This window comes from Proteus penneri, from assembly GCF_022369495.1.
Lineage (GTDB): Bacteria > Pseudomonadota > Gammaproteobacteria > Enterobacterales > Enterobacteriaceae > Proteus > Proteus penneri.
In genome coordinates this window covers 3,169,123-3,195,245 of sequence record NZ_CP059690.1, presented here as the reverse complement: position 1 = coordinate 3,195,245, position 26,123 = coordinate 3,169,123, and the positions used below count along the sequence as shown (strand labels likewise).

Sequence of the window (26,123 nt, the reverse complement as noted above, 5' to 3'; positions counted from 1 at the left end):
CCTTAATTAATGGGATATTATTTTTATAGAGATAATTTTTATTTTGGTTAACTTATCTTTTCGCCATTTAATAATTTTTTGACTAATGGCGCCATAATTAATTCCATCGCTAATCCTAATTTCCCTCCCGGTACAACAATTGTGTTTATTGTCGACATAAATGAGCCATGCAGCATCGCAAGTAAATAGGGAAAATCAATATCGGTTAAGCCTCGAAAACGAATAACAATAAAGCTTTCATCAAGAGTGGGAATTGCTTTGGCAGAAAAAGGGTTTGAAGTATCAACAGTTGGGACTCGTTGGAAATTAATGTGAGTGCGCGAGAATTGAGGAATAATGTAGCTAATATAATCATCCATTGAGCGTACAACCGAATCTCTTACCGCTTCTTGCGAGTGTCCCCTTTCAGTGGTGTCTCTAATAAGCTTTTGTATCCACTCTAGGTTTACGATAGGAACAACTCCGACTAATAAATCAACATGTTGAGCTACATTATGTTCGTTAGTAACAACGCCACCATGTAATCCTTCATAAAAGAGAACATCAGTATTATTGGCTAAGGGTTCCCAAGGGGTAAATGTTCCTGGTAATTGATTGTAAGGTGTTGCTTCATCATAAGAGTGTAGATATTTGCGGGATTGACCTTGTCCTGTATCACTATATTGACTTAATGTCTTGCTCAGTAGGCTAAAATCATTTGCTTCAGGGCCAAAATAACTGATATGTCTACCTTGTTCTCTCGCTTTCCTTATCGCCATATCCATTTCGGGACGGGTATAGCGATGGAAACTATCTCCATCAATTAATGCGGCATTTGCATTGAGTTGTTGGAATATTTTACGAAAAGCTTGGCTTGTTGTGGTAGTTCCTGCACCACTCGAGCCAGTCACTGCGATGATAGGATGCTTGATTGACATAGGTTATCCTTTTGCTAAATAAGGTTGGCCCTTATTGATGGCGATGCATTGTTTGCTTTGAATAACTAACCAGAGCGAAACTGCGATGCTGGCATAATATTAACGCTCTCATGAAGTTCAGACCAAACCAACACGACCTCACCCGATTTAAGTTGTTTTTTTACGTCGGCGACTTTTTGTTCAAGCGTTTTCTCTTGGATACCATAATCAGTGCCTTCTCGTAAAACAAAACTTTCAATAAGATTATCAAGTGTCTCTGCGGAAAGCTCATTCCAAGGAATTATCATTGGGTTTTCTCCAAATAAGCGGATAACCAGTCAGGTATTCGGCTTTCAAGCCACATCACAGGTTTTGAGAGTTTTCCACCAACAAATCCCACATGCCCACCAAATTCTGTAAGTTGATATTCAATGTTGTTGGGGAGTGTTCTGACATCAGGAATAACATCCGCAGACATAAATGGATCATCTTTAGCATGAATGATAAGTGTAGTTTTCTTTATTTTATTTAATAAAGGTAATGCACTGCATTGGCGATAATAATCTAACGCATCTTTAAATCCGTGAATTTTAGATGTAATAAGATCGTCAAACTGGCGTAGTTTTTTGATGGATTTTATCGTTAATAAGCTGATTGGTAAGGATTCTGGATAACGAATAAGTTTTCGTGTTGCGTTATTTTTGAGTTCTTTTAACAGATACCATTGATAAAAACGAGAAAAGCCATGTTCAATTTTTGTTGAGCAAGGTTCTAGCATTAATGGTGCAGAGACAATAACGGCTGCATCTACAACGGCATTTTCGCCACTTTCTGCAAGATAATAGGCAAGCATATTTCCACCAAGAGAATAGCCAACCGCGGCTGTTGGTTGTTCACCAAATTCCTTTTTCAACCAATTTAAGAAGTAGCGAGCATCTTCCGTTTCACCTGAGTGATAAATACGGTTTTGTCTATTGGGTTCACCACTACATCCTCTAAAGTGCATCACAACGCCTAGCCAGCCTCTCTCTTTTGCTGCGGTTAACATGCCGTGAGCATAAGGACTATTAAATCCGCCTTCTAAGCCATGAAAGATGACTAAGCGCGGTTTATTGAGTGCTGTTGTCGGATCTTCACTCCACGCTAAATCAACAAAATCGTTATCTGGAAGATTGAGTCGTTGCCAATGTGGCGTCAGTTGTGGCGTCCTACGTATAATTCTCGGTAAGAGTGTCTGTAAATGTGGATTTTTAGCCCAACGCATTGGATTAAAGTATTGAGACATATTTTCCGTCTATCAAAATGAATTAACACTTGTTTGCTAAATAACATACTGCTATTTTCGGTGAAAATAAAACGCCTGTCACATTTTTGAGTCTTTATCATGACAATTAGCCTTATTTTTTCCTTAACTATTTTCCTGTTTATTGCCGCGATAACACCTGGACCAAACAACTTACTGCTTACCTCATCAGGGGCAAATGTAGGCTTCAAAGGCTCGTTAAAACTAATGGCCGGCATTATGCTAGGTATGCAATGCGTTTTATTGAGCTCTGCATTTGGTGTTGCCACTTTATTGATAATTTATCCTGCTCTGCATGTCGGATTGAAGATAGTTGGGAGTGCGTATTTGCTTTGGCTTGCTTGGAAAACCGCAGCATCATCTTATCAGCGTTTAGATATTCCAGCAAAAACCTTGCAGGCAGTAAGTTGGTTTCAGGGTGGATTATTGCAATTTCTAAATCCAAAAGCGTGGATGATGGGATTAGGTGCAGTAGGAAGCTTCAGTTTATCGGGCGATGCTTATTTTAGCTCGGTTATTACTATTAGTATTGTTATGGTCATTGTTAATTTCGTTGCGGGTATTGTTTGGATATTAGGCGGAACATTAATTAGCCTATTTTTACAAAGCCGACGCGCTTGGTTTATTTTCAATATCTCAATGGGATTATTAACGGCGCTCTGTGTGCCGTTGATCTGGATAGAATAAGTTAATAAAATAATTTAAAATCAATAACTAATAAACCTTTTTTGATGTAAATGATGTTTTTTTAAGATTGGTTGAAATGATATCTTTTGATATGTGTTAAAAAAAGAGTATTTCTCTATAAAAAGAGCGATCTACGATCGCCCACTGACACAATTATTCATGTTAAAATACTACTTTATATAAATAGATGACTCATTTTTAGTCGCTATACAGATCGTTATTATTTAACGACTTGATTTTTTATTTTTCATTCTTTACATCATTAAAATGAAAAAATAACTATTTTATAGAGAATTATTTATTCTTTTTTGGTGGTTTTCTTTTAAAATATTTTATATTACGTTTACGTTTTTTAATTGTTGTTAACTTAATGAAACTATTTGAAAATAATAAATAATTAAATGTAAATAGAATAAGCCTATATCGTCCTATTGACCTAAAAGAATAAATTATTATTTAAAACAAAGAAGAAAGTAAATTAAGTATTATAAAAGCTGGGTTCGATAAACATAGATTGGATTGAAAAGATAATTATAAAACTATTATAAAAATAAGTATTCTAATAATAAGGTAATTTCCCCTATACTTTATGATTGTTTATTTTCTATTTTTAATTGATTTTATTCTGAAAATTTAATTTTTTAGGTAGTAAACGCTGTACTAAGAACTATTCCAGATATAATTATATAGAACTCGAAGTGGATATTGTCATTATGCCAACATTAACAAAAATTGCCTGGATAAAGCCAGGTATGGCTACAAATCAGCGCAAAATAGCGGACTATATTTTAGACAATCCGGAAAAAACAGTGACTCTTTCATCACAACAACTTGCTCAAATTATGGGGGTGAGTCAATCGGCAATTGTTAAATTTAGCCAAAAAATAGGATTTAAAGGTTTTCCTTCTTTGAAACTTGCAATCAGTGAAGATCTTGGCAGGAAAAATGCGAACTCAGGAACCAACCCTAATATATTACATAACCAAATAGACGCTGATGATAGCTTAGTTGTTATTGCACAGAAACTCGCTCAAGAGAAAAGTAATTCAATTTGTGATACGACTCGTCAAATTAATTACCTTCATTTTGAAAAAGTCGTTCAGCTTATTGATGAAGCACAACGTGTTCAAATTATCGGTATTGGTGGCTCAGGGTTAGTTGCGAGAGATCTAAGTTATAAATTGCAAAAAATAGGAATAACAACGCTGATTGAAACAGATCATCATGTACAAATATCTGTTGCTCAAATGTTAAGTCCAAAGGATTTACAGATTGTAATTTCTTATAGTGGTAAAAGGAAAGACATGTTAGTTGCAGCCTCTGTGGCTAAAAAACAGGGGGCCAAAATCATTGCTATTACAGGAGAAAAACATTCACCATTGGGCCAAATTTCTGACTATATATTAGAAACAATTGCGGATGAGGGAGAGTGGCGAAGCGCTTCAATCTCTTCACGTACAGCACAAAACACGATCACTGACCTTATTTTTATGGCATTATTAAAGAAACGTGATGAATGTGCGAAGACATTAGTACTAAGTTCACAGGCATTAATTAATAGTCTGGATAATTAAAAAATTTGAACTGATTCAAAAAATTAATATTTAAAGATAAGTATTTACACTTATTACTAAAGTTATTCTCTTAACGGCCGAAACGATAGTTATTTAGGCAGTCTTTTTTTGTTGAGATGTTTTAATTTCAATATCGAGGAGAGTAACTAATGCGTAACAATCAACCGGTGACACAGCGAGAATACCCGGTATCTGAAAACGCAACACTGATGTCGACGACAGATCTTGATGGCAATATTATTTATGCCAATGAGGACTTTATTGAAGTCAGTGGATTTTCAATGGAAGAGCTTGTGGGGCAACCCCATAATATTGTCCGACATCCAGATATACCTTCAGCAGTCTTTAAGGATATGTGGCAAACGTTAAAGCAAGGAGAAGTTTGGACAGGGATCGTGAAAAATCGACGTAAAAATGGGGATTATTATTGGGTAAGAGCGAATATCACCCCAATTATACGTCAGGGTAAAATTCAAAGTTTTATGTCGGTAAGGACTTCAGTAAAAAAAGAGGAAATCGCACAGGCTTCAGCACTTTACGCTGCATTTAATCAAGGTAAGTATCCTTCACATATGTTTTTAAAAGGCGCTTTTGTGTATAAAGGATGGCAACGTTGGCGCTCATGGAATCAAACCATTTCATTAAAAAAACGACTCCGTCTTTTTATCCTATTACCTCTACCTTTCATGTTGTTAAGTGCATGGTTTGCTGGTTTATCGGGTTATGCTCTTTTTATGCATATTATGATTTTGCTGGTATTACTGATGGCAAATGAGCGTATTCTCTATTTTCAGCTTGTTAAGCCAATTAGACTACTTAATGAACAAGCAAATCGTGTTGCAACTGGCGATGAACATAACGTGACATATATAAACCGCATTGATGAAGTGGGTATGACACAGCGTTCAGTTAATCAATTAGGGCGTATGTTCCGTTGGTTAGTCAGTGATGTGAGTCATCAAATTCATCAAGTCGATATCTCTTGTGATCAATTAGCCGCAGGTAATCGCGATCTGTATGTGAGAACGGAGCAAACCGCTAGTAATGTTGAAGCAACTGCCTCAACAATGAATGAGTTAACAACAGCGGTAAGTAGTAATAGTGAAACGGCAGGGCAGGCAAACAGTCTTTCTAATATCACTTGTGAAGCTGCGATAAAAGGAGGTAGTGCAATGGATAGTATCGTTAATACAATGAATGATATTGCGAAAAGCTCTGATCGCATTAGTAATATCATTGGTGTTATTGATAGTATCGCCTTCCAAACTAATATCCTTGCACTTAATGCATCCGTAGAAGCGGCCAGAGCCGGCGAACAAGGTCGAGGTTTCTCCGTCGTTGCGACCGAAGTCAGGGAGCTGGCTCAGCGTAGTGCAGAAGCGGCTAAAGAGATCAAAGCCTTGATCAGTGCCTCAAGTAGCAATATCAAAGTCGGTTCAAAGCAAGTTAATGAAACTGTCGGAACTATGGAAGATATTGTGGTGCATGTTAAAAATGTGACTGATTTAATTGGTGAAATTAGCCTAGCCTCATCAGAGCAGAGTGCGGGGTTAAAAGAGCTTGGTCGTGCGGTTGAAAAATTAGAATCGATTACGCATGAAAATGCGAATTATGTTTCCAAAGCCTCAATGATTTCAGGTGAAATGAAAGTACAAACTAACTACTTAGTTAGTGCAATCAATGTATTTCATTAATTTGTCATGAGTTAAAAAATAAAAGACACCCACTAAAATAGGTGTCTTTGTGTTTATCTAAATCATGTTTTTGTCATGATCAAATTAATGGATTAAAAACTTGTCCAATCATCATCTTCATCATCATTTACAGTCGCTGTTCCTTTCGCCGATTTCCTCTCTTTCGCTTCATCTTTGACTGTATTTTTTCTCTCCTCATGTTTTGTCTGTAGTGATTTTTCAGATGAGAACTGTTTTTCTATTGCTTTGTGTTGTGCCTTTTTGTTATTGAACAGTTCACTTTCCGCTGTTTTAAACTGTTCAACGATTTGTTCAAGATTACCTGCTTCTTCAGTCAATAAACTGGCAACAGCGGAAGATTGTTCAACCATCGTTGCATTTTGCTGTGTTGCTTTATCCATTTCAGTGACTGCAAGAGAGACTTGAGTGATACCTCGAGTTTGTTCTTCTGACGCAGATAAAATTTCAGTCATTGAGTCTTCAACATGTTTTACAGATGTCAGTATTTCACCCATAGAAATGCTAACTTGTTCAACGAGATCATTACCATGACGAACACGGCTAATAGAGGCATCAATCAATTCTTTAATTTCTTTCGCTGCTTCAGCACTACGCTGTGCTAACTCCCTGACTTCCGTCGCCACCACAGAAAAACCACGCCCTTGTTCGCCCGCTCTAGCTGCTTCAACGGCTGCGTTTAAGGAGAGAATATTGGTTTGGAACGCAATGCTATTGATAACGGCAGTGATTTCACCAATTTTTTGTGAGCTATCGGCTATATCAGTCATCGTTTTCACCATTCTATTGGTGACATCGCCCCCTTTGCTGGCAATATTGGAGGTCTGGCTGATAAGGTGTGAAACTTCACGAGCACTTTCTGTATTGTTTCTCACTGTTGCTGTGAGTTGTTCCATACTTGATGCAGTTTCCTCTAAGGCACTCGCTTGCTCTTCAGTACGACAAGAGAGGTCAGTATTTCCTGCTGATAATTCTTGAACACCTGTATAAATATGATGACTTGTCCCTCGGATCGCATTCACAATTAATGACAATTCGGTACGCATATATTGAATACCTGTAATTAATTGGTCGATTTCATTATTCCCTTTTGCGGTGATATCTTTATTTTCTAATAAATTTCCTTGTGAAATTTCCGACATATAACCGACAATTTGATTGATACGTAAAACAATATTTCGGCGTATCCAAACTACAACAAGAATAGTGAAAAGAATAAAAATAAACATAAAGACAAAAGCTAAGACCAAGGTACGTTCATAATTACCTTGAGCGGCTTTTATTGCGTGAGTAACAACGTTATCACTGAGATAATCTGTTGCTTCATAAAGGGATTGAGTAAAGCGTTCATTGGTATTATGTGCATAAATAGATTGAAAACCGTAGTAATCGCGGATCTCTAGACATGATGCAAGTTGATCAAGGTCGTAAAGCACACGATTAAAGAGTTTTTTCATACTCTCTATTTTTTCGGGAGCAAAATTTGCTTTTTCGGTAGCTGTAAAATATTCGGTAATAATACGTATAACTTCTTGTTTTCTTTGTGGATAAGAGGAAAGGAAATCAGAGGTTTTATTTTCTGCTATATCGGGTGTGAGATGAGCTTCAAACATAACATTTAGCATATCTTCACGTAATTTATTTAACTCGGCATAACCATAATCCATCGTTTGTATCTGTTCAAAACCATTCGCTAATTGTGAGAGCCGTTTATTTGTTAAACTCGCATCACGGATACTCATTGCACCTGAAAAAAGTTGAATAGCGCAAAACAGTATTAAGATAAACATTAAGCCATTAGATATTTTTATTCGTTTCAGCATAGCCTTACCTATTTAATTGGTTTATAGGACACACAGCAAGGAGCGATAACTATTTATCAATTAAACTTATTCGGCTTGATATTTAAAAACTTTACCTTTTCTACTCAGTTTGATAGTAAAGACAACTTATATTTCTTTTTTTAGCTTTAATTGTCAGCTAATGGCTAAAATTTTCTAATGATTAATAGAAAAAACCATAAGTATATTACCTTACTTATTTTTTGTGTTAATTACTAATATGTAAATCTTAATAATGCATTGTTTAATATTAAAACGATAATAAGCAGTATTTTGTTTTTATTTATTTTTTTATCTTATGATAAGTAAAATAAAATTTTCTATTTCATAAATGCTCTTAATCTTTCTTAAAAAATTCTTTATTTTGTATGAAAAACGATCTTTTTTGGGTGTTTATGTACGACAGAAACAGAAATACTCCCAGAAAAATCACTGGGAGTAGGGTAGGTAGAGGTTTTGTTATATGTTCTGGACTATTTTCTACACAGAGCTCTCACACGATGTTGTGTGAGAAATATCATTAAAAGCTTTCCCAATTATCATCTGTTTCATGATTATTGGTTTTTATTGTTGGTGTTTTTAGTGTTTCAGTGTCTTGTGATTTAGCTGATAATGTAGGCAATATAGCTTTAACGGGTGTGACTTTTTCATGCTCAACTTTAAATGTATTCACAATAGTATCCAACATACTTGCTTGTTCACTTAATGTGGCAGAAGCTGCTGTTGACTGTTCAACCATCGCTGCATTTTGCTGAGTTGCTTTATCCATCTCATTAACAGCAAGACTGATTTGTGTAATGCCACGTGTTTGCTCTTCTGATGCCGATAAAATTTCTTTCATCGAACCCGAGACATGATTAACCGATGTCACAATCTCGCCCATTGATAAACTAACTTGTTCGACGAGATCGTTACCTTGTCTAACACGTAATATTGTCGATTCAATAAGCTCTTTAATTTCTTTCGCTGCTTCTGCACTACGCTGTGCTAAATTGCGGACTTCACTTGCCACTACAGAGAAACCTCGGCCTTGTTCGCCGGCTCTGGCTGCTTCAACGGCAGCGTTAAGGGCTAAGATATTTGTTTGGAATGCAATATCATCAATAACAGCCGTAATTTCACCAATCTTTTGTGAACGATCGGCAATATCTGTCATTGTCATAACCATCTTATTACTGTGTTCGCCACCTTGAACGGCGATATCTGCAGTACTCATCACCAACTCTGTGACTTCACGAGCGCTCTCTGTGTTATTGCGAATGGTTGCGGTCATCTGCTCCATGCTAGACGCCGTTTCTTCTAGTGCGCTAGCTTGTTCTTCAGTTCGGCTCGATAAGTCATTATTACCCGCAGCAATCTCTTGTACACCTGTATAAATAGCCGCACTACTATTTCGGATAGAGCTTACCATCTCTTTTAATTGTGCGCGCATTTGCTGTAATCCCAGCATTAGCTGGTCTATTTCAGTATTACCTGAAATGTCACTGTCCACACGACTGACTAAATCACCTTTAGCAATTGTCTCTTGATAGGTGATCATTTGATTAATACGAGCAATGATGTATTTACGTATCCAAATAAGCACTAATGTGGTGAAAATAAGGAAAATCCCCATAAAGGTAGACGCTATCCACAGCATGCTGTCGTAGTTCTTTTCCGCTTCGGTCACTGACGGATTAACCACTTCATCTGTAATAAAGTCTGTGGCTTCATACAGTGAGTTAGTAAAGTTAGTATTCGCTGGGCTTTTTAAGATCAATCGAACAGCATTAGTATTTCGTTCATTTAAATATTGTGCCAATAAATCAAGATCAGCGCGGCTCTTTTGATAGAGCTGTTTGATCTGTGCCATACGTTGCTGATCGAAACCTGTTTGAGCAGATAACTCAACATACTCATTCATCAAAGCATCAACTTGCGCTTTACGTGCTGGCATGGTTTGCATAAATGCGGTGATGTTTGCATCTTCTGCTTGAGGGTTTGATATATAGCTAAATGCTTGCGCAATAATATCTGTACGCAATGTGTTCAACTCCGCATAGGTATTATCCATTGTGCGTAGTTGGTCGAAACTGTATGAAATTTGCTTGAGTTTATTTTGAGTTTGGTAGGCATCGTGAATGCTCTGTACTCCAGAAATGATCTGAATAATACAAAACAGAGTCAGGACACACATTAAACCTTGAGAGATTTTAATTCGTTTTAACATAACCCTACCTATTAGCTTTGTCTTTTCGTTGGTAAGTGGGAGGTCCACTTAGCAGAATGATTAATTCGGCTGGAATGTTAAAAACTTTAGCGAGAAAGAATTTATTTCCTTTACTTAATATAAATAGGTAAAAAATAAACGTTAGATGGTTATTTTTATTGGGTTATTACTAGATAGGGTGAGATTATGTTTTGTGTAAATAGTGCTATTGTAAAATGATATAAATCCCCTAAGCGAAATGAATTGTATAAATTTTAAGAATGAATTGAAGGGTAAAAATAAAGGAACGATTTTAAGTAAAATTGTTCCTTTATTAGTGAATTGCGTTGTATTACTGGGCTTCAAATGCGTTTGTCATTTCTTCCAGCGTTTCTTGTAATTCCATCCACTCCATTTCAACTTCTTCAAGTGCTGACTTTGCGATACCTTGTCGGCTTAAACAATCTGAAAGCTCATTTTTACGGCTGATATCGTAAATGCCACTGTCAGAAAGTGCTGTTTCAATGAGGGTAAGCTCTTGGCTGAGTTTATCCATTTTACTTTCTAAGGTAGTCAGTTTTTTACGTAGCGGTTGAGTTTGTTGTCTAAACTCGGCTTCTTTACGTTTTTGTTCTTTTTTGTCTTGCGCACTTAAATTGGCGGTTGCTGTAGCATTGCCATTCTCTTGTTGGCTCTTATTTGCCTGTGTCTCTTGACGATTTTGATCAACTAACCATTGTTGGTAATCATCAAGATCGCCATCAAATGATTCAACTTGACCATCGTGAACAAGATAGAGGTCGTCAGTGGTTGAACGTAATAAATGCCTATCATGCGATACGACTACAATTGCCCCTTCAAAGCTAATTAAAGCTTGGGTCAGTGCTTGGCGCATATCTAAATCAAGGTGGTTTGTTGGCTCATCCATTAATAGCAAATTAGGGCGTTGCCAAACTAAAAGTGATAAGACCAAACGTGCCTTTTCACCACCAGAAAATTGACCACAAGCATCAGTGACTTTATCGCCATGGAAACCAAATCCCCCCAAGTAATCACGTAATTTTTGTTCAGTTTCTTTGGGCGCTAAACGAGTTAAATGTTGTAGTGCCGATTCATCAGGGCGTAAAAACTCTAATTGATGCTGGGCAAAATAACCAAGCTTTATACCTTTAGAAAGAGCCAATTTCCCTTGTAATGGTTGAATTTCACCTGCAAGTAATTTAATCAGTGTTGATTTACCTGCACCATTGCGCCCTAATAATCCAATACGTGAGCCAGGAACTAAATTGAGTTTGATGTCATTAAGAATAACTTTTTCACCATAACCCGCGCTGACTTTCTCCATTGATAAAAGTGGATTAGGTAAACTTTCGGGTTGGCGGAAACTAAATTGGAATGGGTTATCTGAATGTGCAGGAGCGACTCGTTCCATTCGTTCAAGCATTTTGACACGGCTTTGGGCCTGTTTTGCTTTTGTCGCTTTTGCTTTAAATCTATCTATAAAACTCTGTAAGTGTGCAATTTTGGCTTGTTGATTTTCAAACAAAGCTTGTTGTTGTGCGAGTTTGGTTGCACGTTGCATTTCAAACGAAGAGTAGTTACCCGAATATTCAAAGATTTTTTCTTGCTCAATATGCAATATTTTATCCACGATAGGATCAAGAAAATCACGGTCATGGGAAATTAAAATAAGTGTGCCTGTGTAGCTTTTCAGCCATTTTTCTAGCCAAATAACAGCATCTAAATCTAAGTGGTTGGTGGGTTCATCGAGTAGTAGTAAATCAGATCGACAAATCAGCGCTTGTGCTAAGTTTAAACGCATTCTCCAGCCACCTGAAAATGATTTTACAGGTTCACTAAGCTGCTGTTGGCTGAAACCTAAACCATTTAGTAAGGTCGCTGCACGAGATTGTATTGTCCATGCGTTTATTGCATCTAATTGCCCATGTATTAGTGCAATGGCGTGGCCATCATTTATCTCGTTAGCTTTTTGTAATCGTTGCTCTAACTGGCGATATTCTCTATCACCATCAATAACATAATCAATAGCCGGTACATCAAGTGCCGGTGTTTCTTGGTTAACCCATGCCATTGACCATGTACTAGGATAGGTGACATTGCCTGCTTCTGCTTGAAGTTCACCTTTTAATAAAGAGAGCAATGTGGTTTTACCACAACCATTTTTGCCGACTAGACCAATTTTTTGCCCTGGATTAATGGTTGCACTGGCATTATCCAGTAACACTCTGACGCCACGGCGAATTTGCAAAGAAGAAAAAACAATCATAAATATCGTCTATTAAGAGTATGTAAATTAATATATAGAGTAAGTTGTTCGTAACAGTTGGTCACAATGCGTGCATGGTAACGGAAAAAACAGTTTCTGACACGTTTTGTAAGGAGGAATGATGTCAAACGCATCAAATGTATTACTGGTGTATGTTCATCCCGAGCCGCGCCAATCAGTCGCCAATAAAGCGTTATTAAAAGCGGTGAGGGATTTAGAGAATATAACTATCCATGATTTATATGCTACTTATCCTGATTTTTTTATTGATATACACTATGAACAATCCTTGTTGTGTAAGCATCAAGTGATCGTTTTTCAATTTCCATTGCAAACATATAGTTGCCCTGCGTTATTAAAAGAGTGGCAAGACAGAGTGTTAACACGTCCATTTGCGAATGAAAGTGGACGGTCACATTTAAAAGGGAAAGCATTTCGCTGTGTTGTGACCACCGGTGAGCCTGAATATGCTTACCAACATAATGGAAAAAATCACTATACACTCACAGAACTATTACGTCCCTTGGAATTAATGGCAGAAATGTGTGGTATGCGCTGGCTACCACCCATGATTGTGTATTCAGCAAGACAACAATCTAAAACAACACTGACCCATATTGGTGAAGCTTATCGTCATTGGTTAAGTGCGCCACTTGAAGGGGAGCAAGCTTAATGGAAGATAATTGGATGATTAAGGCGGTGCTCTTTTTCCTGTGTGCTGCTGTAGTTATGGTACCTATTGCTCAACGTCTTAAAATTGGTGCAGTACTCGGTTATTTGATTGCTGGGATTGTCATTGGACCTTGGGGATTCGGGCTGTTTAAAGATGTCGATAATATCTTGCATTTTGCTGAGCTAGGTGTGGTCTTTTTAATGTTCCTTATTGGTTTGGAATTAAATCCAGCTAAGTTATGGGAATTGAGACGTGCTATTTTTGGTGTTGGTTCAATGCAGGTGGTATTAACCGCTTCTATTTTTTCAGGGCTCATTCTCGTTTTTACTTCTTTTTCATGGCAGGCTGCCGTTATTGGTGGATTAGGTATTGCGATGTCTTCTACGGCGATGGCATTGCAACTTATGAATGAGAAAGGAATGAACCATAATGAAGGTGGGCAATTAGGTTTTGCTGTTTTACTTTTCCAAGATATGGCGGTTATTCCTATCCTTGCCGTTATTCCTTTGTTAGCCGGAGAAACAGCAAGTAGCGATTGGTATCGAATTGCGTTGAAAGTAGCTGCTTTTGCTGGATTGCTGATTTGTGGGCGTTATTTATTACGTCCACTCTTACGCTTAGTTGTGAAATCTGGAGTAAGGGAAGTTTTTACTGCGGCTGCGCTACTTGTTGTATTAGGTGCTGCTATTTTTATGGAAACCCTAGGTTTTTCAATGGCAATGGGAACCTTTATTGCAGGGGTGTTATTGGCAGATTCAGAATATCGACATGAATTAGAGATCTCTATTGAACCTTTTAAAGGTCTTCTTTTAGGACTCTTTTTTATCTCTGTCGGTATGTCTTTAGATATCGGTATTTTATGGCGTTATCTTCCACAAGTATTATTAGGTGTCTTAGTGCTGGTTATTGTGAAAGCATTAATACTTTATAGTATCGCTTGGTTAGCCAGATTACGTTTTTCCACGCGCTTACAATTTTCAGCTGTATTAAGCCAAGGTGGGGAATTTGCGTTTGTTGTTTTCTCGACGTCTATGGCAATGGGCGTATTAGAAAGTCAGCAAATGGCATTATTGTTGGTTGTTGTCACGCTTTCTATGATGACAACGCCACTTGTGATGCAAATGACAGACGCTGTATTATCTCGCCGTTATAATGATCCTAAAACAGACGAACAGCCTTTTGTTGAAAACAATCATCCAGAAGTTATTCTTGTTGGTTTTGGTCGAATGGGACAGGTTGTAGGGCGCTTATTAATGGCGAACAAGGTTAATGTCACGGTATTAGAGCATGATGTCGGAAGCATAAGCACCATGCGTAAATACGGCTATAAAGTTTATTACGGTGATGCAACCGATCTCAATCTATTGCGTGCAGCGGGTGCGGAACACGCAAAAACGATTGTAATCACTAGTAATGAACCTGAAGCAACGATGGAAATTGTTCATCTCTGTCAGCGACACTTCCCTAATTTGCATATTATTTCCAGAGCAAGAGGACGTGTTGAGGCTCATGAATTGCTTAAAGCAGGTGTAACAGATTTTAGCAGAGAAACATTTTCTAGTGCTTTAGAGTTAGGGCGTAAGACATTAATTGAATTAGGTATGCATCCTCACCAAGCTTATCGAGCACAACAGCATTTTCGTCGTTTGGATATGCAATTACTTAGAAAGTTGGTGGATGAATCACCTGAAGAAGTTTCCAATGTTTCTCGTGTAAAAGAAGCAAGGCGAGAGCTTGAAGAACTTTTTAGTGAAGAAATTCGTCAAGAGCATCACCAACCGGATATTTGGGATGAGTCTTTAACAGAGGATATTCCTCAAATAAGTAAAGAAAAAAGATCTATTGATAAACAGGAGAACTGACCCCATGTCTGCAACCCGTAAACGCTTTATTGCAGGAGCTGTGTGCCCACACTGTCAAGCTCAAGATACACTTAAAATGTGGCGTGAAGATAAAGTGGATATTGTGGAATGTGCGAAATGTGGCCATCAACAACGGCAAACAGAGGGTGAAGTTAACTCACTTGTTCGTAAAAATGAACAAGTCATTGGGATCTTTACACCACAATAATTATAGGTTTTTTGATATAACCCGATACAGAAGATTTATTTTTCGTTACAATCGGGAAAATTTTGCCCACGGGTATGTAGGAGATGTCATGAAAGTAGCAAACGACTTGGTAGTTAGTCTGGCTTATCAAGTAAGATCGGAAGACGGTGTTTTAGTTGATGAGTCCACGGTGAGCGCACCGTTAGACTATCTGCATGGCCGTGGTTCTTTAATCAGTGGTTTAGAAAATGCATTAACAGGTCGCGAAGTCGGTGAGAAATTCGACGTAGAAGTGGCTTCTGATGATGCATATGGTCAATATGACGAAAACTTAGTTCAACGCGTACCGAAAGATGTTTTTGTGGGCGTTGATGAGTTAGAAGTTGGTATGCGTTTTCTGGCTGATACCGACCAAGGTCCAGTACCAGTAGAAATTACTGGTATTGAAGGTGACGAAGTTATTGTTGATGGTAACCACATGTTAGCAGGTCAAAACCTGAAGTTTCATGTTGAAATCGTTGCAATTCGTGAAGCGACCGAAGAAGAATTAGCTCACGGTCACGTACATGGTGAAGAAGAGCACGAATGTTGTGGTGGCCACGGTCACGGTGAAGAAGGCGGATGCTGTGGCGGTGGTCACGGTCATGGTCATTCACACGGTGAAGAAGGTGGATGCTGTGGCGGCGGTCATGGTCACGGTGGTCACGGTCACGGCAATGGCGGTTGTGGTTGTCAGCACTAATCTTTCTTTGAAAAGATCAAAAGGAGCGTTTAAGCGCTCCTTTTTTGTTTTCAGCTTTGATATTAACAGCGAACAACAACTCAATAGTGAGGTGGCGGTGTTTCATCCTCAGGTCTAGCAAGTATTGAGGTTTGAGAATTTTTTAGGCGCTCAGAAACAATTTTTAAGGCTTCTTTAAAGCGGCTGATTTCAATTTGTTGCTGTGTGACCACCTGATTTAATTCTTCAATAGTCGCATCTTGGAAAGCAACTTTGCTTTCTAATTGAATGAGCAATCGCTCTACTTCCTTAATATCCATTGTGTTTTTCCTCCTTTAAAATGTCCTATTACGACGACTATGACTAACAAACTTGCGAAATTTAATCTTATTTACTGATATATACACAGGAAGACATAAATCTGGTTTGAGATAAAAGACTATTTTGCTAATGTGGTAGCACTCAGTGCTGACAAAAATCCTAACATTAACTGTTAAGAGTGTCGGCAAAATTTTTTAAATTCATATAAAATTGCTACCCGTAGATGAGGTTTATACTCTGAATATTCGAGGTGCGACTAGGCGACAAGTGAATAAGTCACTAAGAACATACATCGTATGTGACTCGTGCAAATAAACTCAGTCAACAACTCGACAACTTGAAGTATGACGAGTACATACCGCAACGACAGCAAGAAGTGATGCAAAACGTTTTAGTGAAGGTCTATGATGATCGTTTGCAAAACGTAGCGACTCACTAACATATACTGGAGAATGGGATGAAATCTTTATTAAAAACGACGTTGTTGGCAACCAGTTTAGCTTTCGCATTCAGTGCATCGCATGCATTCGCTGAAGAAGCAGCTAAAGTGCCAACACTAAATAGCGCATTTAAAACTCAAAATGAGCAAAATGCCTATGCGTTAGGTGCGTCGATGGGTCGCTATATGGAAGCTGCATTACAAGAACAAAAAAATATTGGTATTACTTTAGATTCTAAACAACTGTTAGCCGGTGTTCAGGATGCATTTAATAGTAAATCAAAATTATCAGATGCTGAAATTGAATTAACATTAGCGGCTTTTGAAGATCAAGTCCGTACTGCAGCAACGGCAAAAATGGAAAAAGAAGCGACTGAAAACAAAGCTGCTGGTGATAAATTCCGCACAGAATTTGCTGCTGAAAAAGGTGTGGTAAAAACAAAATCCGGTTTACTGTATTTAGTTGAAAATCCGGGTAAAGGAAAAACACCAACAGATGCTGACCGTGTTACTGTAAACTACAAGGGTATGCTGATTGATGGTAAACAATTTGATAGCTCTTATGATCGTAAAGAACCTCTGACAATTAGCCTGAAAAGCGTTATTCCTGGTTGGACTGAAGGTATGAAATACATCAAAGAAGGCGGTAAAATCAAATTAGTTATTCCACCTGAATTAGGTTATGGACAACGTGCAACTAGCGGTATTCCAGCTAATTCAACCTTAGTGTTTGAAATTGAATTACTGAGTGTTGAAAGCGACAAGTAATTTATTTATAAAGAAAAAAATGCTGACATAAATGTCAGCATTTTTGTTTCTAATACATTATTTATTAACACATATAGTATTAATCGATTTTTGTTTTTTTTAATAAAAACAGCAAACCAATAATAATAGCCCCATTCCTACTAAGCTAAGTAGCGACATCTTATTGCCCAAGAAAATATAATCCATTAAGGCTGTCACTTAGGGTACTAAATAGAATAAGCTCGTGACATTAACTAAGTTACCGCTTGAGAGTAAGCGGTATAATAGCAAATGCGCTACCATTATCTAAGCCCCAACGAGAAAAGATAGCACCGCTATTCCATAATAAAACAAATAATGTCGTTGGACCGAATCTCGCCCAATATTGACGTAAATGCATGATGATACACCTGTAAAATGAGCAGTAAGATAGCTTGATTATTTTTAGTCATGGTTGGCGATTGATAAAACATCAATAAATAAACGTAAATAACACATCAATTTAGCCTGTTGGTTAAATATGCGATTAAGCCGATTAAATAGATCAAGCGATGCAAGTTGCAACAATAACCGTTGTATTGACTACAACCTCTTTCATAGGTTGAGGTGGTGGAAAGAGAGTTTCAATAGGCATAGAAGCGACAGAAATTAATCCTATTATTGATGAAGTTTGCTGAGATTGGCATATCATCAGTATATTCATGGGATTAATCGCTAGTTAAAATAACAATAAATTGGAATATAGGTAATCTATTCAATAGAGTCAATTTTGATCCTTCTCACGCCTAAAAAAGGAATTCTTCAAAAATAAAGAGAGGGGATGAGTACAAAATATGAAGAAAAATGAAAAAAGCTGTGACCTATCACAAAGCTCTTATTTTAAGTCACTTGACGTAGATCTTCTGACGATCTAACGTCAGAATCGTTCTTAATTCTGTTTTTATATTTAAATTTTTTCAATATTGAATTGATCCGCAATGACGAATCGTTATAAAAAATAGAACCTCAAGTCATTATCATAATTAAAGCCTTTAAGGATTATATAATCAAATGTCTAGCCCGTTATTTAATGGTGACAGCAGCGAGTTTGAAAAACTAGATAGCCGACCTTTTACTCAAACTGATCACGAAATATTGAAGTCCTATGAAGCAGCCGTGGATGGTTTGGCTATGCTCATCGGTAACCATTGCGAAATCGTATTGCACTCTCTGGAAGATTTGAAATGTTCAGCGGTTAAAATCGCCAATGGAGAACACACTGGTCGTAAGATTGGCTCTCCAATTACCGATTTGGCATTACAAATGTTACATGATATTACAGATGAAGATTCAAGTTTTTCAAAGGCTTACTTTACTAGAGCGAAAAGTGGTGCACTGATGAAATCAATCACGATTGCTATTCGTAATCGTGAACGTCGAGTCATTGGTTTATTGTGTATCAATATGAACCTTGATGTTCCATTCTCTGAAGTAATTAAAACCTTTATTCCTGAAGAAACACATGAAGTTGCATCTGATGTTAACTTTGCCTCATCAGTTGATGATTTAGTGGCTCAAACATTAGAGTTCACGATTGAAGAAGTAAATAATGATCGTGAAGTCGCGAATAATGCCAAGAATAAGCAAGTTGTGTTAAATCTTTATGAAAAAGGTATTTTTGATATTAAAGATGCCATTAATCAGGTTGCAGACCGCTTAAATATTTCAAAACATACTGTGTATCTTTATATTCGCCAATTTAAAAATGGAGAATAAGGCAACATTATGAGTTCCTTGACATATTGTTTAGTGGTTACGGGGCCTCATTACGGAACTGAACAAGCTTCAAGTGCCTATTTATTCGCAAATGCCCTTATTGAAAAAGGGCATCAAATTGCACAAATTTTCTTCTATCGAGAAGGTGTTGTGAATGCTAATAAATTGGTATCGCCTGCAAATGATGAATTTGATCTTCATAAAGCGTGGGTTGCGTTGGCGAAAAAACATCAAATCCCTTTACATGTTTGTGTTGCTGCGGCATTGCGTAGAGGAATTATTGATAAACAACAGGCCAAAGAACTGGAAATGATGAACGATAACATGGCGCCTGAATTTGAGTTAAGTGGTTTGGGTTCACTGGCTCAAGCTATGTTGACTTGTTCTCGTGTGGTGCAATTTTAAATGAAGAAAATGAATTCAGTTGCCTTCCTTTTTACTCAAGCACCTCATGGTAATAGTGCGGGTCGAGAAGGTTTGGATGCTTTACTAGCAACCTCAGCCTTAACAGAAGATATTGGCGTTTTTTTTATCTCTGATGGTGTATTTCAACTCGTTGAAAATCAACAGCCTGAAGGGGTGTTATCACGTCATCATGCAGCAACATTTAAAGTGCTACCCTTGTATGATGTGACAAGCGTCTATATATCACTGAAAGACATGGTTCATCGTGGATTATCCTCTCAAACTTCTTTTGTCTTGGATGCACAGGTGATATCCCAACAAGATATTGCTCAAAAATTGAGTGAATATGATGTGGTATTGCGCTTTTAATACAGAAGTTAGTCAGGAAGGTTGAACGGTTATGTTGTATACTTATTCCGTCTCTATTTATCAAAGTGATTTAGAGACTTTTTTATCTTTATTGACAAAAGAAGATGATGTTTTGTTAATACAAGATGGTGTACTGGCAGTTCTTGAAGAGAATCCCTTATTAAAATATTGTCTTCAACAGCAAATTTCAATTTACGCATTAATTGATGATGTTTTGGCAAGAGGCTTAAAAGATCAAGTATCTCATCATATTAAACTCATCAATTATGGTGATTTTGTCGATTTAACGGTAAAACACCCCCAACAAATTCATTGGGGAGCGTAGAATTGCTGTATAATTCTTGACACATGAGCCCGTCAGCAATAAAATTCTGCGTCCTCATGTTTTGTCTTGTTGACAAGACAGAGTTCAAATCCGTGTTTACGAAGCAAAAACCAGGAGCTTTTTTTAAATGGCAACTATTAATCAGCTGGTACGCAAATCTCGTAGCTCGAAAGTTGTTAAAAGCAACGTTCCAGCTCTGGAAGCTTGCCCGCAAAAACGTGGCGTATGTACTCGTGTATATACTACCACTCCAAAAAAACCAAACTCAGCACTGCGTAAAGTATGCCGTGTGCGTTTGACTAACGGTTTCGAAGTTTCTTCCTACATCGGTGGTGAAGGCCACAACTTGCAGGAGCACTCCGTAATCTTAATCCGTGGTGGTCGTGTTAAAGACTTACCAGGTGTGCGTTACCACACTGTTCGCGGCGCGCTGGACTGTTCTGGTGTTAAAGACCGTAAACAAGCTCGTTCTAAGTACGGTGTGAAGAAGCCAAAGGCTTAATGGTTCTCCGTTAAGTAAGGCCAAACATTTTTTCACCAATAATGTCAAAATAAACTCATTGAGTTTTGGACAACCCTGAATTTTAAACGGAGTATTTCCATGCCACGTCGTCGTGTAATTGGTCAACGTAAAATTCTGCCAGATCCTAAGTTCGGATCAGAACTGCTGGCTAAATTTGTAAACATTCTGATGGTAGACGGTAAAAAATCTACTGCAGAATCTATCGTATATAATGCGCTTGAGACCCTGGCTCAGCGTTCAGGCAAAACTGAACTGGAAGCGTTCGAAATCGCATTAGATAACGTACGCCCTACTGTGGAAGTTAAATCCCGCCGTGTTGGTGGTTCAACTTACCAAGTTCCAGTTGAAGTACGCCCAGTTCGTCGTAATGCATTAGCAATGCGTTGGATTGTTGAAGCTGCTCGTAAACGCGGTGATAAATCCATGGCTCTTCGCCTGGCAAATGAATTATCTGATGCGGCTGAAAACAAAGGCGCTGCTGTTAAGAAACGTGAAGACGTTCACCGTATGGCAGATGCAAACAAGGCGTTCGCACACTACCGTTGGTAATCCACGGAGTATCGCAACTCTTTTCAGGACAGCTCTGCTGTCCTTTACCTGAATTGAACGCCCACGAGAGAGGAAAAAATGGCTCGTCAAACCCCCATAGCACGCTACCGTAATATCGGTATTAGTGCGCACATCGATGCCGGTAAAACCACTACAAGTGAACGTATTCTGTTTTATACCGGTGTAAACCATAAAATTGGTGAAACTCACGAAGGTTCAGCAACAATGGACTGGATGGAGCAGGAGCAGGAACGTGGTATTACTATCACATCCGCAGCAACTACTGCATTCTGGTCTGGTATGGCTAAACAGTTTGAGCCTCACCGTGTAAACATCATCGACACCCCAGGACACGTTGACTTCACAATCGAAGTAGAACGTTCTATGCGTGTTCTTGATGGCGCGGTTATGGTTTACTGTGCAGTTGGTGGTGTTCAGCCTCAGTCAGAAACAGTATGGCGCCAGGCTAACAAATATCATGTACCACGTATCGCGTTCGTTAACAAAATGGACCGTATGGGTGCAAACTTCCTGCGTGTTGTTGAACAAATCAAAACACGTCTGGCTGCAAACCCAGTTCCACTGCAAATTCCAGTAGGTGCTGAAGAACATTTCACCGGTGTTGTTGATTTAATTAAAATGAAATCAATCCGTTGGAATGAAGAAGACCAAGGTGTTACCTTCGAATACGAAGACATTCCTGCAAATCTGCAAGATTTAGCTGAAGAATGGCACAACAACCTAGTCGAATCAGCAGCTGAAGCATCAGAAGAACTGATGGACAAATATCTGGGCGGCGAAGAACTGACAGAAGCAGAAATCAAAGCTGCTCTGCGTAAACGCGTTCTAGATAATGAAATTATCCTGGTTACCTGTGGTTCTGCGTTTAAGAACAAAGGTGTTCAGGCAATGCTGGATGCGGTAATTGAATACCTGCCAGCACCAACAGATGTTCCTGCAATTAAAGGTATGTTACCAGACGGTAAAGATACTCCAGCAGAACGTCATTCAAGCGACGAAGAGCCGTTCTCATCTCTGGCATTCAAAATCGCAACTGACCCATTTGTTGGTAACTTAACATTCTTCCGTGTGTACTCTGGTGTTGTAAACTCAGGTGACACAGTTCTGAACCCGGTTAAAGACAAAAAAGAACGTTTTGGCCGTATTGTTCAGATGCATGCTAATAAGCGTGAAGAAATTAAAGAAGTTCGTGCAGGCGACATCGCTGCTGCTATCGGTCTGAAAGACGTTACTACAGGTGATACTCTGTGTGCAATTGAGGCACCAATCATCTTAGAACGTATGGAATTCCCAGAGCCAGTAATCTCTGTTGCTATCGAACCTAAGACTAAAGCTGACCAAGAAAAAATGGGTATCGCTCTGAACCGTCTGGCTCAGGAAGATCCATCTTTCCGCGTATCAAGTGACGAAGAAACTGGTCAGACTATCATTGCTGGTATGGGTGAGCTGCACTTAGACGTGTTAGTTGACCGTATGCGTCGTGAATTTAAAGTTGAAGCGAACGTAGGTAAACCACAGGTTGCTTACCGTGAAACTATTCGTGATACAGTAACTGATATCGAAGGTAAGCACGCGAAACAATCTGGTGGTCGTGGTCAGTACGGTCATGTTGTTATCGACCTGTCTCCATTACCAGCAGGTGGTGAAGAGAACTACGTATTTATCAACGATATCGTTGGTGGTGTAATTCCTAAAGAATTCATCCCAGCTGTTGATAAAGGTATTCAAGAACAGCTGAAATCTGGTCCATTAGCAGGTTATCCTGTTGTGGATATTCAGGCTCGTTTACATTATGGTTCTTACCATGATGTTGACTCCTCAGAAATCGCGTTTAAAATCGCCGCATCAATGGCATTTAAAGACGGCTTCATGAAAGCTAAGCCAATTCTGCTTGAGCCAGTCATGAAAGTTGAGATTGAAACGCCAGAAGATTACATGGGCGACGTTATCGGTGACTTAAACCGTCGTCGTGGTATGGTTGAAGGTATGGACGATCTGCCTACCGGTAAGATCATCCGTGCCCAAGTACCACTGGCTGAGATGTTCGGTTATGCAACTGACCTGCGTTCACAAACTCAGGGTCGTGCTTCATACTCTATGGAGTTCTTGAAGTACAGCGAAGCGCCTAGCAACGTCGCTCAGGCTATTATCGAAGCTCGTAAAGCGAAATAAGATCCTTTCGAGTTCAATTTAGTTTACGCTCCCTCTATTTGAGGGAGCGATATTAAGGAATATAGTCGTGTCTAAAGAAAAATTTGAACGTTCAAAACCGCACGTTAACGTTGGTACTATCGGCCACGTTGACCACGGTAAAACAACTCTGACTGCTGCAATCACTACAGTTTTAGCTAAAACTTATGGTGGTGCTGCTCGTGCATTCGATCAAATCGATAACGCACCAGAAGAAAAAGCTCGTGGTATCACCATCTCTACTTCACACGTAGAATATGACACCCCAACTCGTCACTACGCACACGTAGACTGCCCAGGTCACGCCGACTATGTTAAAAACATGATCACTGGTGCTGCGCAAATGGACGGAGCTATCCTGGTTGTTGCTGCGACAGATGGCCCAATGCCACAAACTCGTGAGCACATCCTGTTAGGTCGTCAGGTTGGTGTTCCTTACATCATCGTATTCCTGAACAAATGTGACATGGTAGATGATGAAGAGTTACTGGAATTAGTCGAAATGGAAGTTCGTGAACTTCTGTCTCAGTACGATTTCCCAGGTGATGACACTCCAGTAATCCGTGGTTCAGCGCTGAAAGCACTGGAAGGCGAAGCAGAGTGGGAAGCAAAAATTGTTGAATTAGCAGAAGCACTGGATTCATACATCCCAGAACCAGAGCGTGCAATCGACAAACCATTCCTGTTACCAATTGAAGACGTATTCTCAATTTCAGGCCGTGGTACAGTAGTAACAGGTCGTGTTGAGCGTGGCGTAATCAAAGTTGGTGAAGAAGTTGAAATCGTTGGTATTAAACCAACAGCGAAAACAACTTGTACTGGCGTTGAAATGTTCCGTAAATTACTTGACGAAGGTCGTGCAGGTGAGAACGTAGGTGTTCTTCTGCGTGGTACTAAACGTGAAGAAATCGAACGTGGACAAGTACTGGCGAAACCAGGTTCAATCAACCCACACACTAAATTTGAATCAGAAGTTTATATTCTGAGCAAAGATGAAGGTGGTCGTCATACTCCATTCTTCAAAGGCTACCGTCCACAGTTCTACTTCCGTACAACTGACGTAACTGGTACTATCGAATTACCAGAAGGCGTAGAAATGGTAATGCCAGGTGACAACATCAACATGATCGTTGAACTGATTCACCCAATCGCGATGGACGACGGTTTACGTTTCGCTATCCGTGAAGGTGGCCGTACAGTAGGTGCGGGCGTTGTTGCTAAAGTATTAGGTTAATTACTCGCGTAATTTCCTAAAAAAGGGCATCAATTGATGCCCTTTTTATGCGTTGTTTGAAAAAGAACCTATCTCATCACTAGTTTGTTGTAAATTATTGGTGAGATAGGCTCTGATACAACGAATCGAGTCCAGTATCTTGCAGATACGAATGTCATAGAGATATGACACTGTGTCAGATGCAATCATAGTTGATTTTATGGTTAGTCTGATTTGTTTTGCTCTTGCGAGGCAAGCTGGCTATTTATTTACATCATAGTGACAGGTTAATTTATGAGTGCGAATAGCGGAGCTCAAGATAGCAAACGCGGTGGTGATATCGCTAAGTGGATCATTACCGTTTTATTGCTGGCAGTAGCAGTGGGTGGCAACTATCTTTACCGTGAATTTAACCTAGCGTTGCGAGCTTTAGCTGTTGTTGCTTTGTTCGTAGCAGCAGGTGGTTTCGCGTTGTGGACAACACAAGGTAAAGCAACGTTAGCATTTGCTCGTGAAGCGCGTATTGAAATGCGTAAAGTAGTATGGCCAACACGTCAAGAAACATTGCAGACAACTCTGATTGTTGCTGCGGTGACGGCTATTGTGTCATTAGTTCTTTGGGGACTGGATGGCATTCTGGTTCGTTTTGTTTCATTTATTACTGGCCTGTGAGGTGTTCATGACTGATTCTCCAAAAAAACGCTGGTATGTCATTCAGGCATTTTCAGGCTTTGAAGGCCGTGTTGCACAGTCTTTGCGTGAACATATCAAATTAAACGAAATGGAAGACTCATTCGGCGAAGTTATGGTTCCAACTGAAGAAGTGGTTGAAATCCGTAGCGGTCAACGTCGCAAAAGTGAGCGTAAATTTTTCCCAGGCTATGTTCTTGTCCAAATGGTCATGAATGATGCGACTTGGCACTTAGTACGTAATGTACCTCGTGTTATGGGATTCATTGGTGGAACGTCAGACAGACCTGCACCAATTAGCGATAAAGAAGTTGATGCGATTATGAATCGCTTACAACAAGTTGGTGATAAACCACGTCCTAAAACACTGTTTGAACCAGGCGAAATGGTTCGTGTTAGTGATGGTCCATTTGCTGACTTTAATGGTGTTGTTGAAGAAGTTGACTACGAAAAAAGTCGCTTAAAAGTCTCTGTATCAATCTTTGGTCGTGCAACACCAGTTGAATTAGACTTTAGTCAGGTTGAAAAAGGTTAAACCTTTTTACCTTGCTTTCTTGCAAAAGGTGGAAAAGTTATCTACAATTTTCCACCTTTCGTTTTGAGTTGTTTTGTCATAAGACAGAACAAAGTAAAATCGGGGAGCCC

Annotated in this window: 27 protein-coding genes; 18 read left to right on the top strand and 9 right to left on the bottom strand. The window is 38.9% G+C overall.

The features are described from left to right. Window positions 1-47: 47 nt before the first annotated feature. The 3 genes from H1225_RS14370 to H1225_RS14360 form a co-directional block, all read right to left on the bottom strand. On the bottom strand, window positions 48-917 hold the full coding sequence (locus H1225_RS14370) for a phosphoribulokinase (RefSeq protein ID WP_006534664.1): 870 nt from the start codon (window positions 915-917) through the stop codon (window positions 48-50). Window positions 918-982: 65 nt separating this feature from the next. Beyond that, window positions 983-1,204, bottom strand: coding sequence for a YheU family protein (locus tag H1225_RS14365; RefSeq protein ID WP_239739206.1), 222 nt, complete (start codon window positions 1,202-1,204; stop codon window positions 983-985). Next, on the bottom strand, window positions 1,201-2,181 hold the full coding sequence (locus H1225_RS14360; RefSeq protein WP_006534666.1) for a hydrolase: 981 nt from the start codon (window positions 2,179-2,181) through the stop codon (window positions 1,201-1,203). Before H1225_RS14360 ends, H1225_RS14365 begins: the two co-directional genes overlap by 4 nt. A 99-nt stretch (window positions 2,182-2,280) precedes the next feature. On the opposite strand from H1225_RS14360, the gene H1225_RS14355 reads away from it, so the two are divergent. The 3 genes from H1225_RS14355 to H1225_RS14345 all read left to right on the top strand — a co-directional run bounded on the left by H1225_RS14355 (window position 2,281) and on the right by H1225_RS14345 (window position 6,154). Beyond that, window positions 2,281-2,886, top strand: a complete 606-nt coding sequence (locus H1225_RS14355) for a LysE family translocator (RefSeq protein ID WP_109847989.1) — start codon at window positions 2,281-2,283, stop codon at window positions 2,884-2,886. Between the two features lie 713 nt (window positions 2,887-3,599). Continuing rightward, on the top strand, window positions 3,600-4,460 hold the full coding sequence (locus H1225_RS14350) for an SIS domain-containing protein (protein WP_109848043.1): 861 nt from the start codon (window positions 3,600-3,602) through the stop codon (window positions 4,458-4,460). Between the two features lie 149 nt (window positions 4,461-4,609). Beyond that, window positions 4,610-6,154, top strand: a complete 1,545-nt coding sequence (locus tag H1225_RS14345; protein ID WP_072064785.1) for a methyl-accepting chemotaxis protein — start codon at window positions 4,610-4,612, stop codon at window positions 6,152-6,154. Window positions 6,155-6,246: 92 nt separating this feature from the next. On the opposite strand, the gene H1225_RS14340 is transcribed toward H1225_RS14345, so the two are convergent. From H1225_RS14340 to H1225_RS14330, 3 genes are all read right to left on the bottom strand, one after another. Further along, window positions 6,247-7,995 (bottom strand): methyl-accepting chemotaxis protein, encoded by a 1,749-nt coding sequence (locus tag H1225_RS14340; RefSeq protein WP_109847988.1) that lies wholly within the window; start codon window positions 7,993-7,995, stop codon window positions 6,247-6,249. Window positions 7,996-8,533: 538 nt separating this feature from the next. Continuing rightward, window positions 8,534-10,222: a methyl-accepting chemotaxis protein gene (locus H1225_RS14335; RefSeq protein ID WP_109847987.1), complete on the bottom strand. Its 1,689-nt coding sequence runs from the start codon at window positions 10,220-10,222 to the stop codon at window positions 8,534-8,536. A gap of 331 nt (window positions 10,223-10,553) precedes the next feature. Then, the gene (locus H1225_RS14330; RefSeq protein WP_161669467.1) at window positions 10,554-12,488 is read right to left on the bottom strand and encodes an ABC transporter ATP-binding protein; all 1,935 of its coding nucleotides are present in this window, start codon (window positions 12,486-12,488) and stop codon (window positions 10,554-10,556) included. A gap of 121 nt (window positions 12,489-12,609) precedes the next feature. Between H1225_RS14330 and kefG the strand changes: the two genes are divergently transcribed. The 4 genes from kefG (at window position 12,610) to slyD (ending at window position 15,952) form a co-directional block, all read left to right on the top strand. Then, a complete protein-coding gene (gene kefG / locus H1225_RS14325; protein WP_115065671.1) occupies window positions 12,610-13,161 on the top strand; it encodes a glutathione-regulated potassium-efflux system ancillary protein KefG in 552 nt (183 codons plus the stop codon). Next, window positions 13,161-15,023 carry a glutathione-regulated potassium-efflux system protein KefB gene (gene kefB, locus H1225_RS14320; RefSeq protein WP_109847985.1) on the top strand — a complete coding sequence of 621 codons (1,863 nt, stop codon included), beginning with the start codon at window positions 13,161-13,163 and terminating at the stop codon, window positions 15,021-15,023. The genes kefG and kefB overlap by 1 nt, the downstream gene beginning before the upstream one ends. A gap of 4 nt (window positions 15,024-15,027) precedes the next feature. Further along, entirely contained in the window at window positions 15,028-15,231 is a 204-nt protein-coding gene (locus tag H1225_RS14315) for a YheV family putative zinc ribbon protein (RefSeq protein WP_006534684.1), read from the top strand. A gap of 88 nt (window positions 15,232-15,319) precedes the next feature. Beyond that, window positions 15,320-15,952 carry a peptidylprolyl isomerase gene (gene slyD, locus H1225_RS14310; RefSeq protein ID WP_161669465.1) on the top strand — a complete coding sequence of 211 codons (633 nt, stop codon included), beginning with the start codon at window positions 15,320-15,322 and terminating at the stop codon, window positions 15,950-15,952. A gap of 80 nt (window positions 15,953-16,032) precedes the next feature. On the opposite strand, the gene H1225_RS14305 is transcribed toward slyD, so the two are convergent. After that, complete coding sequence (locus H1225_RS14305) at window positions 16,033-16,251, bottom strand: SlyX family protein (RefSeq protein ID WP_023583298.1); 219 nt, start codon at window positions 16,249-16,251, stop codon at window positions 16,033-16,035. Window positions 16,252-16,709: 458 nt separating this feature from the next. On the opposite strand from H1225_RS14305, the gene fkpA reads away from it, so the two are divergent. Continuing rightward, window positions 16,710-17,459 carry an FKBP-type peptidyl-prolyl cis-trans isomerase gene (fkpA, locus tag H1225_RS14300; RefSeq protein WP_161669464.1) on the top strand — a complete coding sequence of 250 codons (750 nt, stop codon included), beginning with the start codon at window positions 16,710-16,712 and terminating at the stop codon, window positions 17,457-17,459. Window positions 17,460-17,697: 238 nt separating this feature from the next. Here the strand turns inward: fkpA and H1225_RS14290 are convergent, their stop codons facing one another. Both H1225_RS14290 and H1225_RS14285 read right to left on the bottom strand, forming a co-directional pair. Then, window positions 17,698-17,838: a hypothetical protein gene (locus H1225_RS14290; protein WP_006534692.1), complete on the bottom strand. Its 141-nt coding sequence runs from the start codon at window positions 17,836-17,838 to the stop codon at window positions 17,698-17,700. A 144-nt stretch (window positions 17,839-17,982) separates the two neighbouring features. Further along, window positions 17,983-18,141 carry a hypothetical protein gene (locus tag H1225_RS14285; RefSeq protein WP_157955979.1) on the bottom strand — a complete coding sequence of 53 codons (159 nt, stop codon included), beginning with the start codon at window positions 18,139-18,141 and terminating at the stop codon, window positions 17,983-17,985. A gap of 347 nt (window positions 18,142-18,488) precedes the next feature. Here H1225_RS14285 and H1225_RS14280 point away from each other — a divergent pair, with 347 nt between their 5' ends. The 10 genes from H1225_RS14280 to nusG all read left to right on the top strand — a co-directional run bounded on the left by H1225_RS14280 (window position 18,489) and on the right by nusG (window position 26,013). Then, window positions 18,489-19,193, top strand: a complete 705-nt coding sequence (locus tag H1225_RS14280; RefSeq protein WP_072064772.1) for a helix-turn-helix transcriptional regulator — start codon at window positions 18,489-18,491, stop codon at window positions 19,191-19,193. A gap of 9 nt (window positions 19,194-19,202) precedes the next feature. Continuing rightward, window positions 19,203-19,598: a sulfurtransferase complex subunit TusD gene (gene tusD / locus H1225_RS14275; protein ID WP_115065670.1), complete on the top strand. Its 396-nt coding sequence runs from the start codon at window positions 19,203-19,205 to the stop codon at window positions 19,596-19,598. After that, the gene (gene tusC / locus H1225_RS14270; protein WP_161724030.1) at window positions 19,599-19,967 is read left to right on the top strand and encodes a sulfurtransferase complex subunit TusC; all 369 of its coding nucleotides are present in this window, start codon (window positions 19,599-19,601) and stop codon (window positions 19,965-19,967) included. 31 nt (window positions 19,968-19,998) lie between these two features. Next, complete coding sequence (gene tusB, locus H1225_RS14265; protein WP_006534698.1) at window positions 19,999-20,292, top strand: sulfurtransferase complex subunit TusB; 294 nt, start codon at window positions 19,999-20,001, stop codon at window positions 20,290-20,292. 127 nt (window positions 20,293-20,419) lie between these two features. Beyond that, complete coding sequence (gene rpsL, locus H1225_RS14260) at window positions 20,420-20,794, top strand: 30S ribosomal protein S12 (protein ID WP_004236497.1); 375 nt, start codon at window positions 20,420-20,422, stop codon at window positions 20,792-20,794. Window positions 20,795-20,893: 99 nt separating this feature from the next. Continuing rightward, window positions 20,894-21,364 carry a 30S ribosomal protein S7 gene (gene rpsG, locus H1225_RS14255; protein ID WP_004246897.1) on the top strand — a complete coding sequence of 157 codons (471 nt, stop codon included), beginning with the start codon at window positions 20,894-20,896 and terminating at the stop codon, window positions 21,362-21,364. Window positions 21,365-21,442: 78 nt separating this feature from the next. After that, window positions 21,443-23,557 (top strand): elongation factor G, encoded by a 2,115-nt coding sequence (gene fusA, locus H1225_RS14250; RefSeq protein ID WP_109847982.1) that lies wholly within the window; start codon window positions 21,443-21,445, stop codon window positions 23,555-23,557. A gap of 67 nt (window positions 23,558-23,624) precedes the next feature. Next, window positions 23,625-24,809 (top strand): elongation factor Tu, encoded by a 1,185-nt coding sequence (gene tuf / locus H1225_RS14245; protein WP_006535489.1) that lies wholly within the window; start codon window positions 23,625-23,627, stop codon window positions 24,807-24,809. 273 nt (window positions 24,810-25,082) lie between these two features. Next, a complete protein-coding gene (gene secE, locus H1225_RS14240) occupies window positions 25,083-25,460 on the top strand; it encodes a preprotein translocase subunit SecE (RefSeq protein ID WP_006534701.1) in 378 nt (125 codons plus the stop codon). 7 nt (window positions 25,461-25,467) lie between these two features. Beyond that, window positions 25,468-26,013, top strand: a complete 546-nt coding sequence (gene nusG, locus H1225_RS14235; RefSeq protein ID WP_004246900.1) for a transcription termination/antitermination protein NusG — start codon at window positions 25,468-25,470, stop codon at window positions 26,011-26,013. Window positions 26,014-26,123 lie beyond the last annotated feature (110 nt).

Coding starts and splice junctions, on each gene's coding strand:
- H1225_RS14365 (WP_239739206.1), bottom strand. CDS start 1,204: ATGATAATTCCTTGGAATGAGCTTTCCGCAGAGACACTTGATAATCTT.
- tusC (WP_161724030.1), top strand. CDS start 19,599: ATGAAGAAAATGAATTCAGTTGCCTTCCTTTTTACTCAAGCACCTCAT.
- nusG (WP_004246900.1), top strand. CDS start 25,468: ATGACTGATTCTCCAAAAAAACGCTGGTATGTCATTCAGGCATTTTCA.
- kefB (WP_109847985.1), top strand. CDS start 13,161: ATGGAAGATAATTGGATGATTAAGGCGGTGCTCTTTTTCCTGTGTGCT.
- H1225_RS14335 (WP_109847987.1), bottom strand. CDS start 10,222: ATGTTAAAACGAATTAAAATCTCTCAAGGTTTAATGTGTGTCCTGACT.
- tusB (WP_006534698.1), top strand. CDS start 19,999: ATGTTGTATACTTATTCCGTCTCTATTTATCAAAGTGATTTAGAGACT.
- H1225_RS14280 (WP_072064772.1), top strand. CDS start 18,489: ATGTCTAGCCCGTTATTTAATGGTGACAGCAGCGAGTTTGAAAAACTA.
- rpsG (WP_004246897.1), top strand. CDS start 20,894: ATGCCACGTCGTCGTGTAATTGGTCAACGTAAAATTCTGCCAGATCCT.
- H1225_RS14360 (WP_006534666.1), bottom strand. CDS start 2,181: ATGTCTCAATACTTTAATCCAATGCGTTGGGCTAAAAATCCACATTTA.
- H1225_RS14305 (WP_023583298.1), bottom strand. CDS start 16,251: ATGGATATTAAGGAAGTAGAGCGATTGCTCATTCAATTAGAAAGCAAA.
- kefG (WP_115065671.1), top strand. CDS start 12,610: ATGTCAAACGCATCAAATGTATTACTGGTGTATGTTCATCCCGAGCCG.
- fusA (WP_109847982.1), top strand. CDS start 21,443: ATGGCTCGTCAAACCCCCATAGCACGCTACCGTAATATCGGTATTAGT.
- H1225_RS14345 (WP_072064785.1), top strand. CDS start 4,610: ATGCGTAACAATCAACCGGTGACACAGCGAGAATACCCGGTATCTGAA.
- H1225_RS14355 (WP_109847989.1), top strand. CDS start 2,281: ATGACAATTAGCCTTATTTTTTCCTTAACTATTTTCCTGTTTATTGCC.
- H1225_RS14340 (WP_109847988.1), bottom strand. CDS start 7,995: ATGCTGAAACGAATAAAAATATCTAATGGCTTAATGTTTATCTTAATA.
- rpsL (WP_004236497.1), top strand. CDS start 20,420: ATGGCAACTATTAATCAGCTGGTACGCAAATCTCGTAGCTCGAAAGTT.
- H1225_RS14330 (WP_161669467.1), bottom strand. CDS start 12,488: ATGATTGTTTTTTCTTCTTTGCAAATTCGCCGTGGCGTCAGAGTGTTA.
- slyD (WP_161669465.1), top strand. CDS start 15,320: ATGAAAGTAGCAAACGACTTGGTAGTTAGTCTGGCTTATCAAGTAAGA.
- H1225_RS14290 (WP_006534692.1), bottom strand. CDS start 17,838: ATGCATTTACGTCAATATTGGGCGAGATTCGGTCCAACGACATTATTT.
- fkpA (WP_161669464.1), top strand. CDS start 16,710: ATGAAATCTTTATTAAAAACGACGTTGTTGGCAACCAGTTTAGCTTTC.
- H1225_RS14315 (WP_006534684.1), top strand. CDS start 15,028: ATGTCTGCAACCCGTAAACGCTTTATTGCAGGAGCTGTGTGCCCACAC.
- H1225_RS14285 (WP_157955979.1), bottom strand. CDS start 18,141: ATGAATATACTGATGATATGCCAATCTCAGCAAACTTCATCAATAATA.
- H1225_RS14350 (WP_109848043.1), top strand. CDS start 3,600: ATGCCAACATTAACAAAAATTGCCTGGATAAAGCCAGGTATGGCTACA.
- secE (WP_006534701.1), top strand. CDS start 25,083: ATGAGTGCGAATAGCGGAGCTCAAGATAGCAAACGCGGTGGTGATATC.
- H1225_RS14370 (WP_006534664.1), bottom strand. CDS start 917: ATGTCAATCAAGCATCCTATCATCGCAGTGACTGGCTCGAGTGGTGCA.
- tusD (WP_115065670.1), top strand. CDS start 19,203: ATGAGTTCCTTGACATATTGTTTAGTGGTTACGGGGCCTCATTACGGA.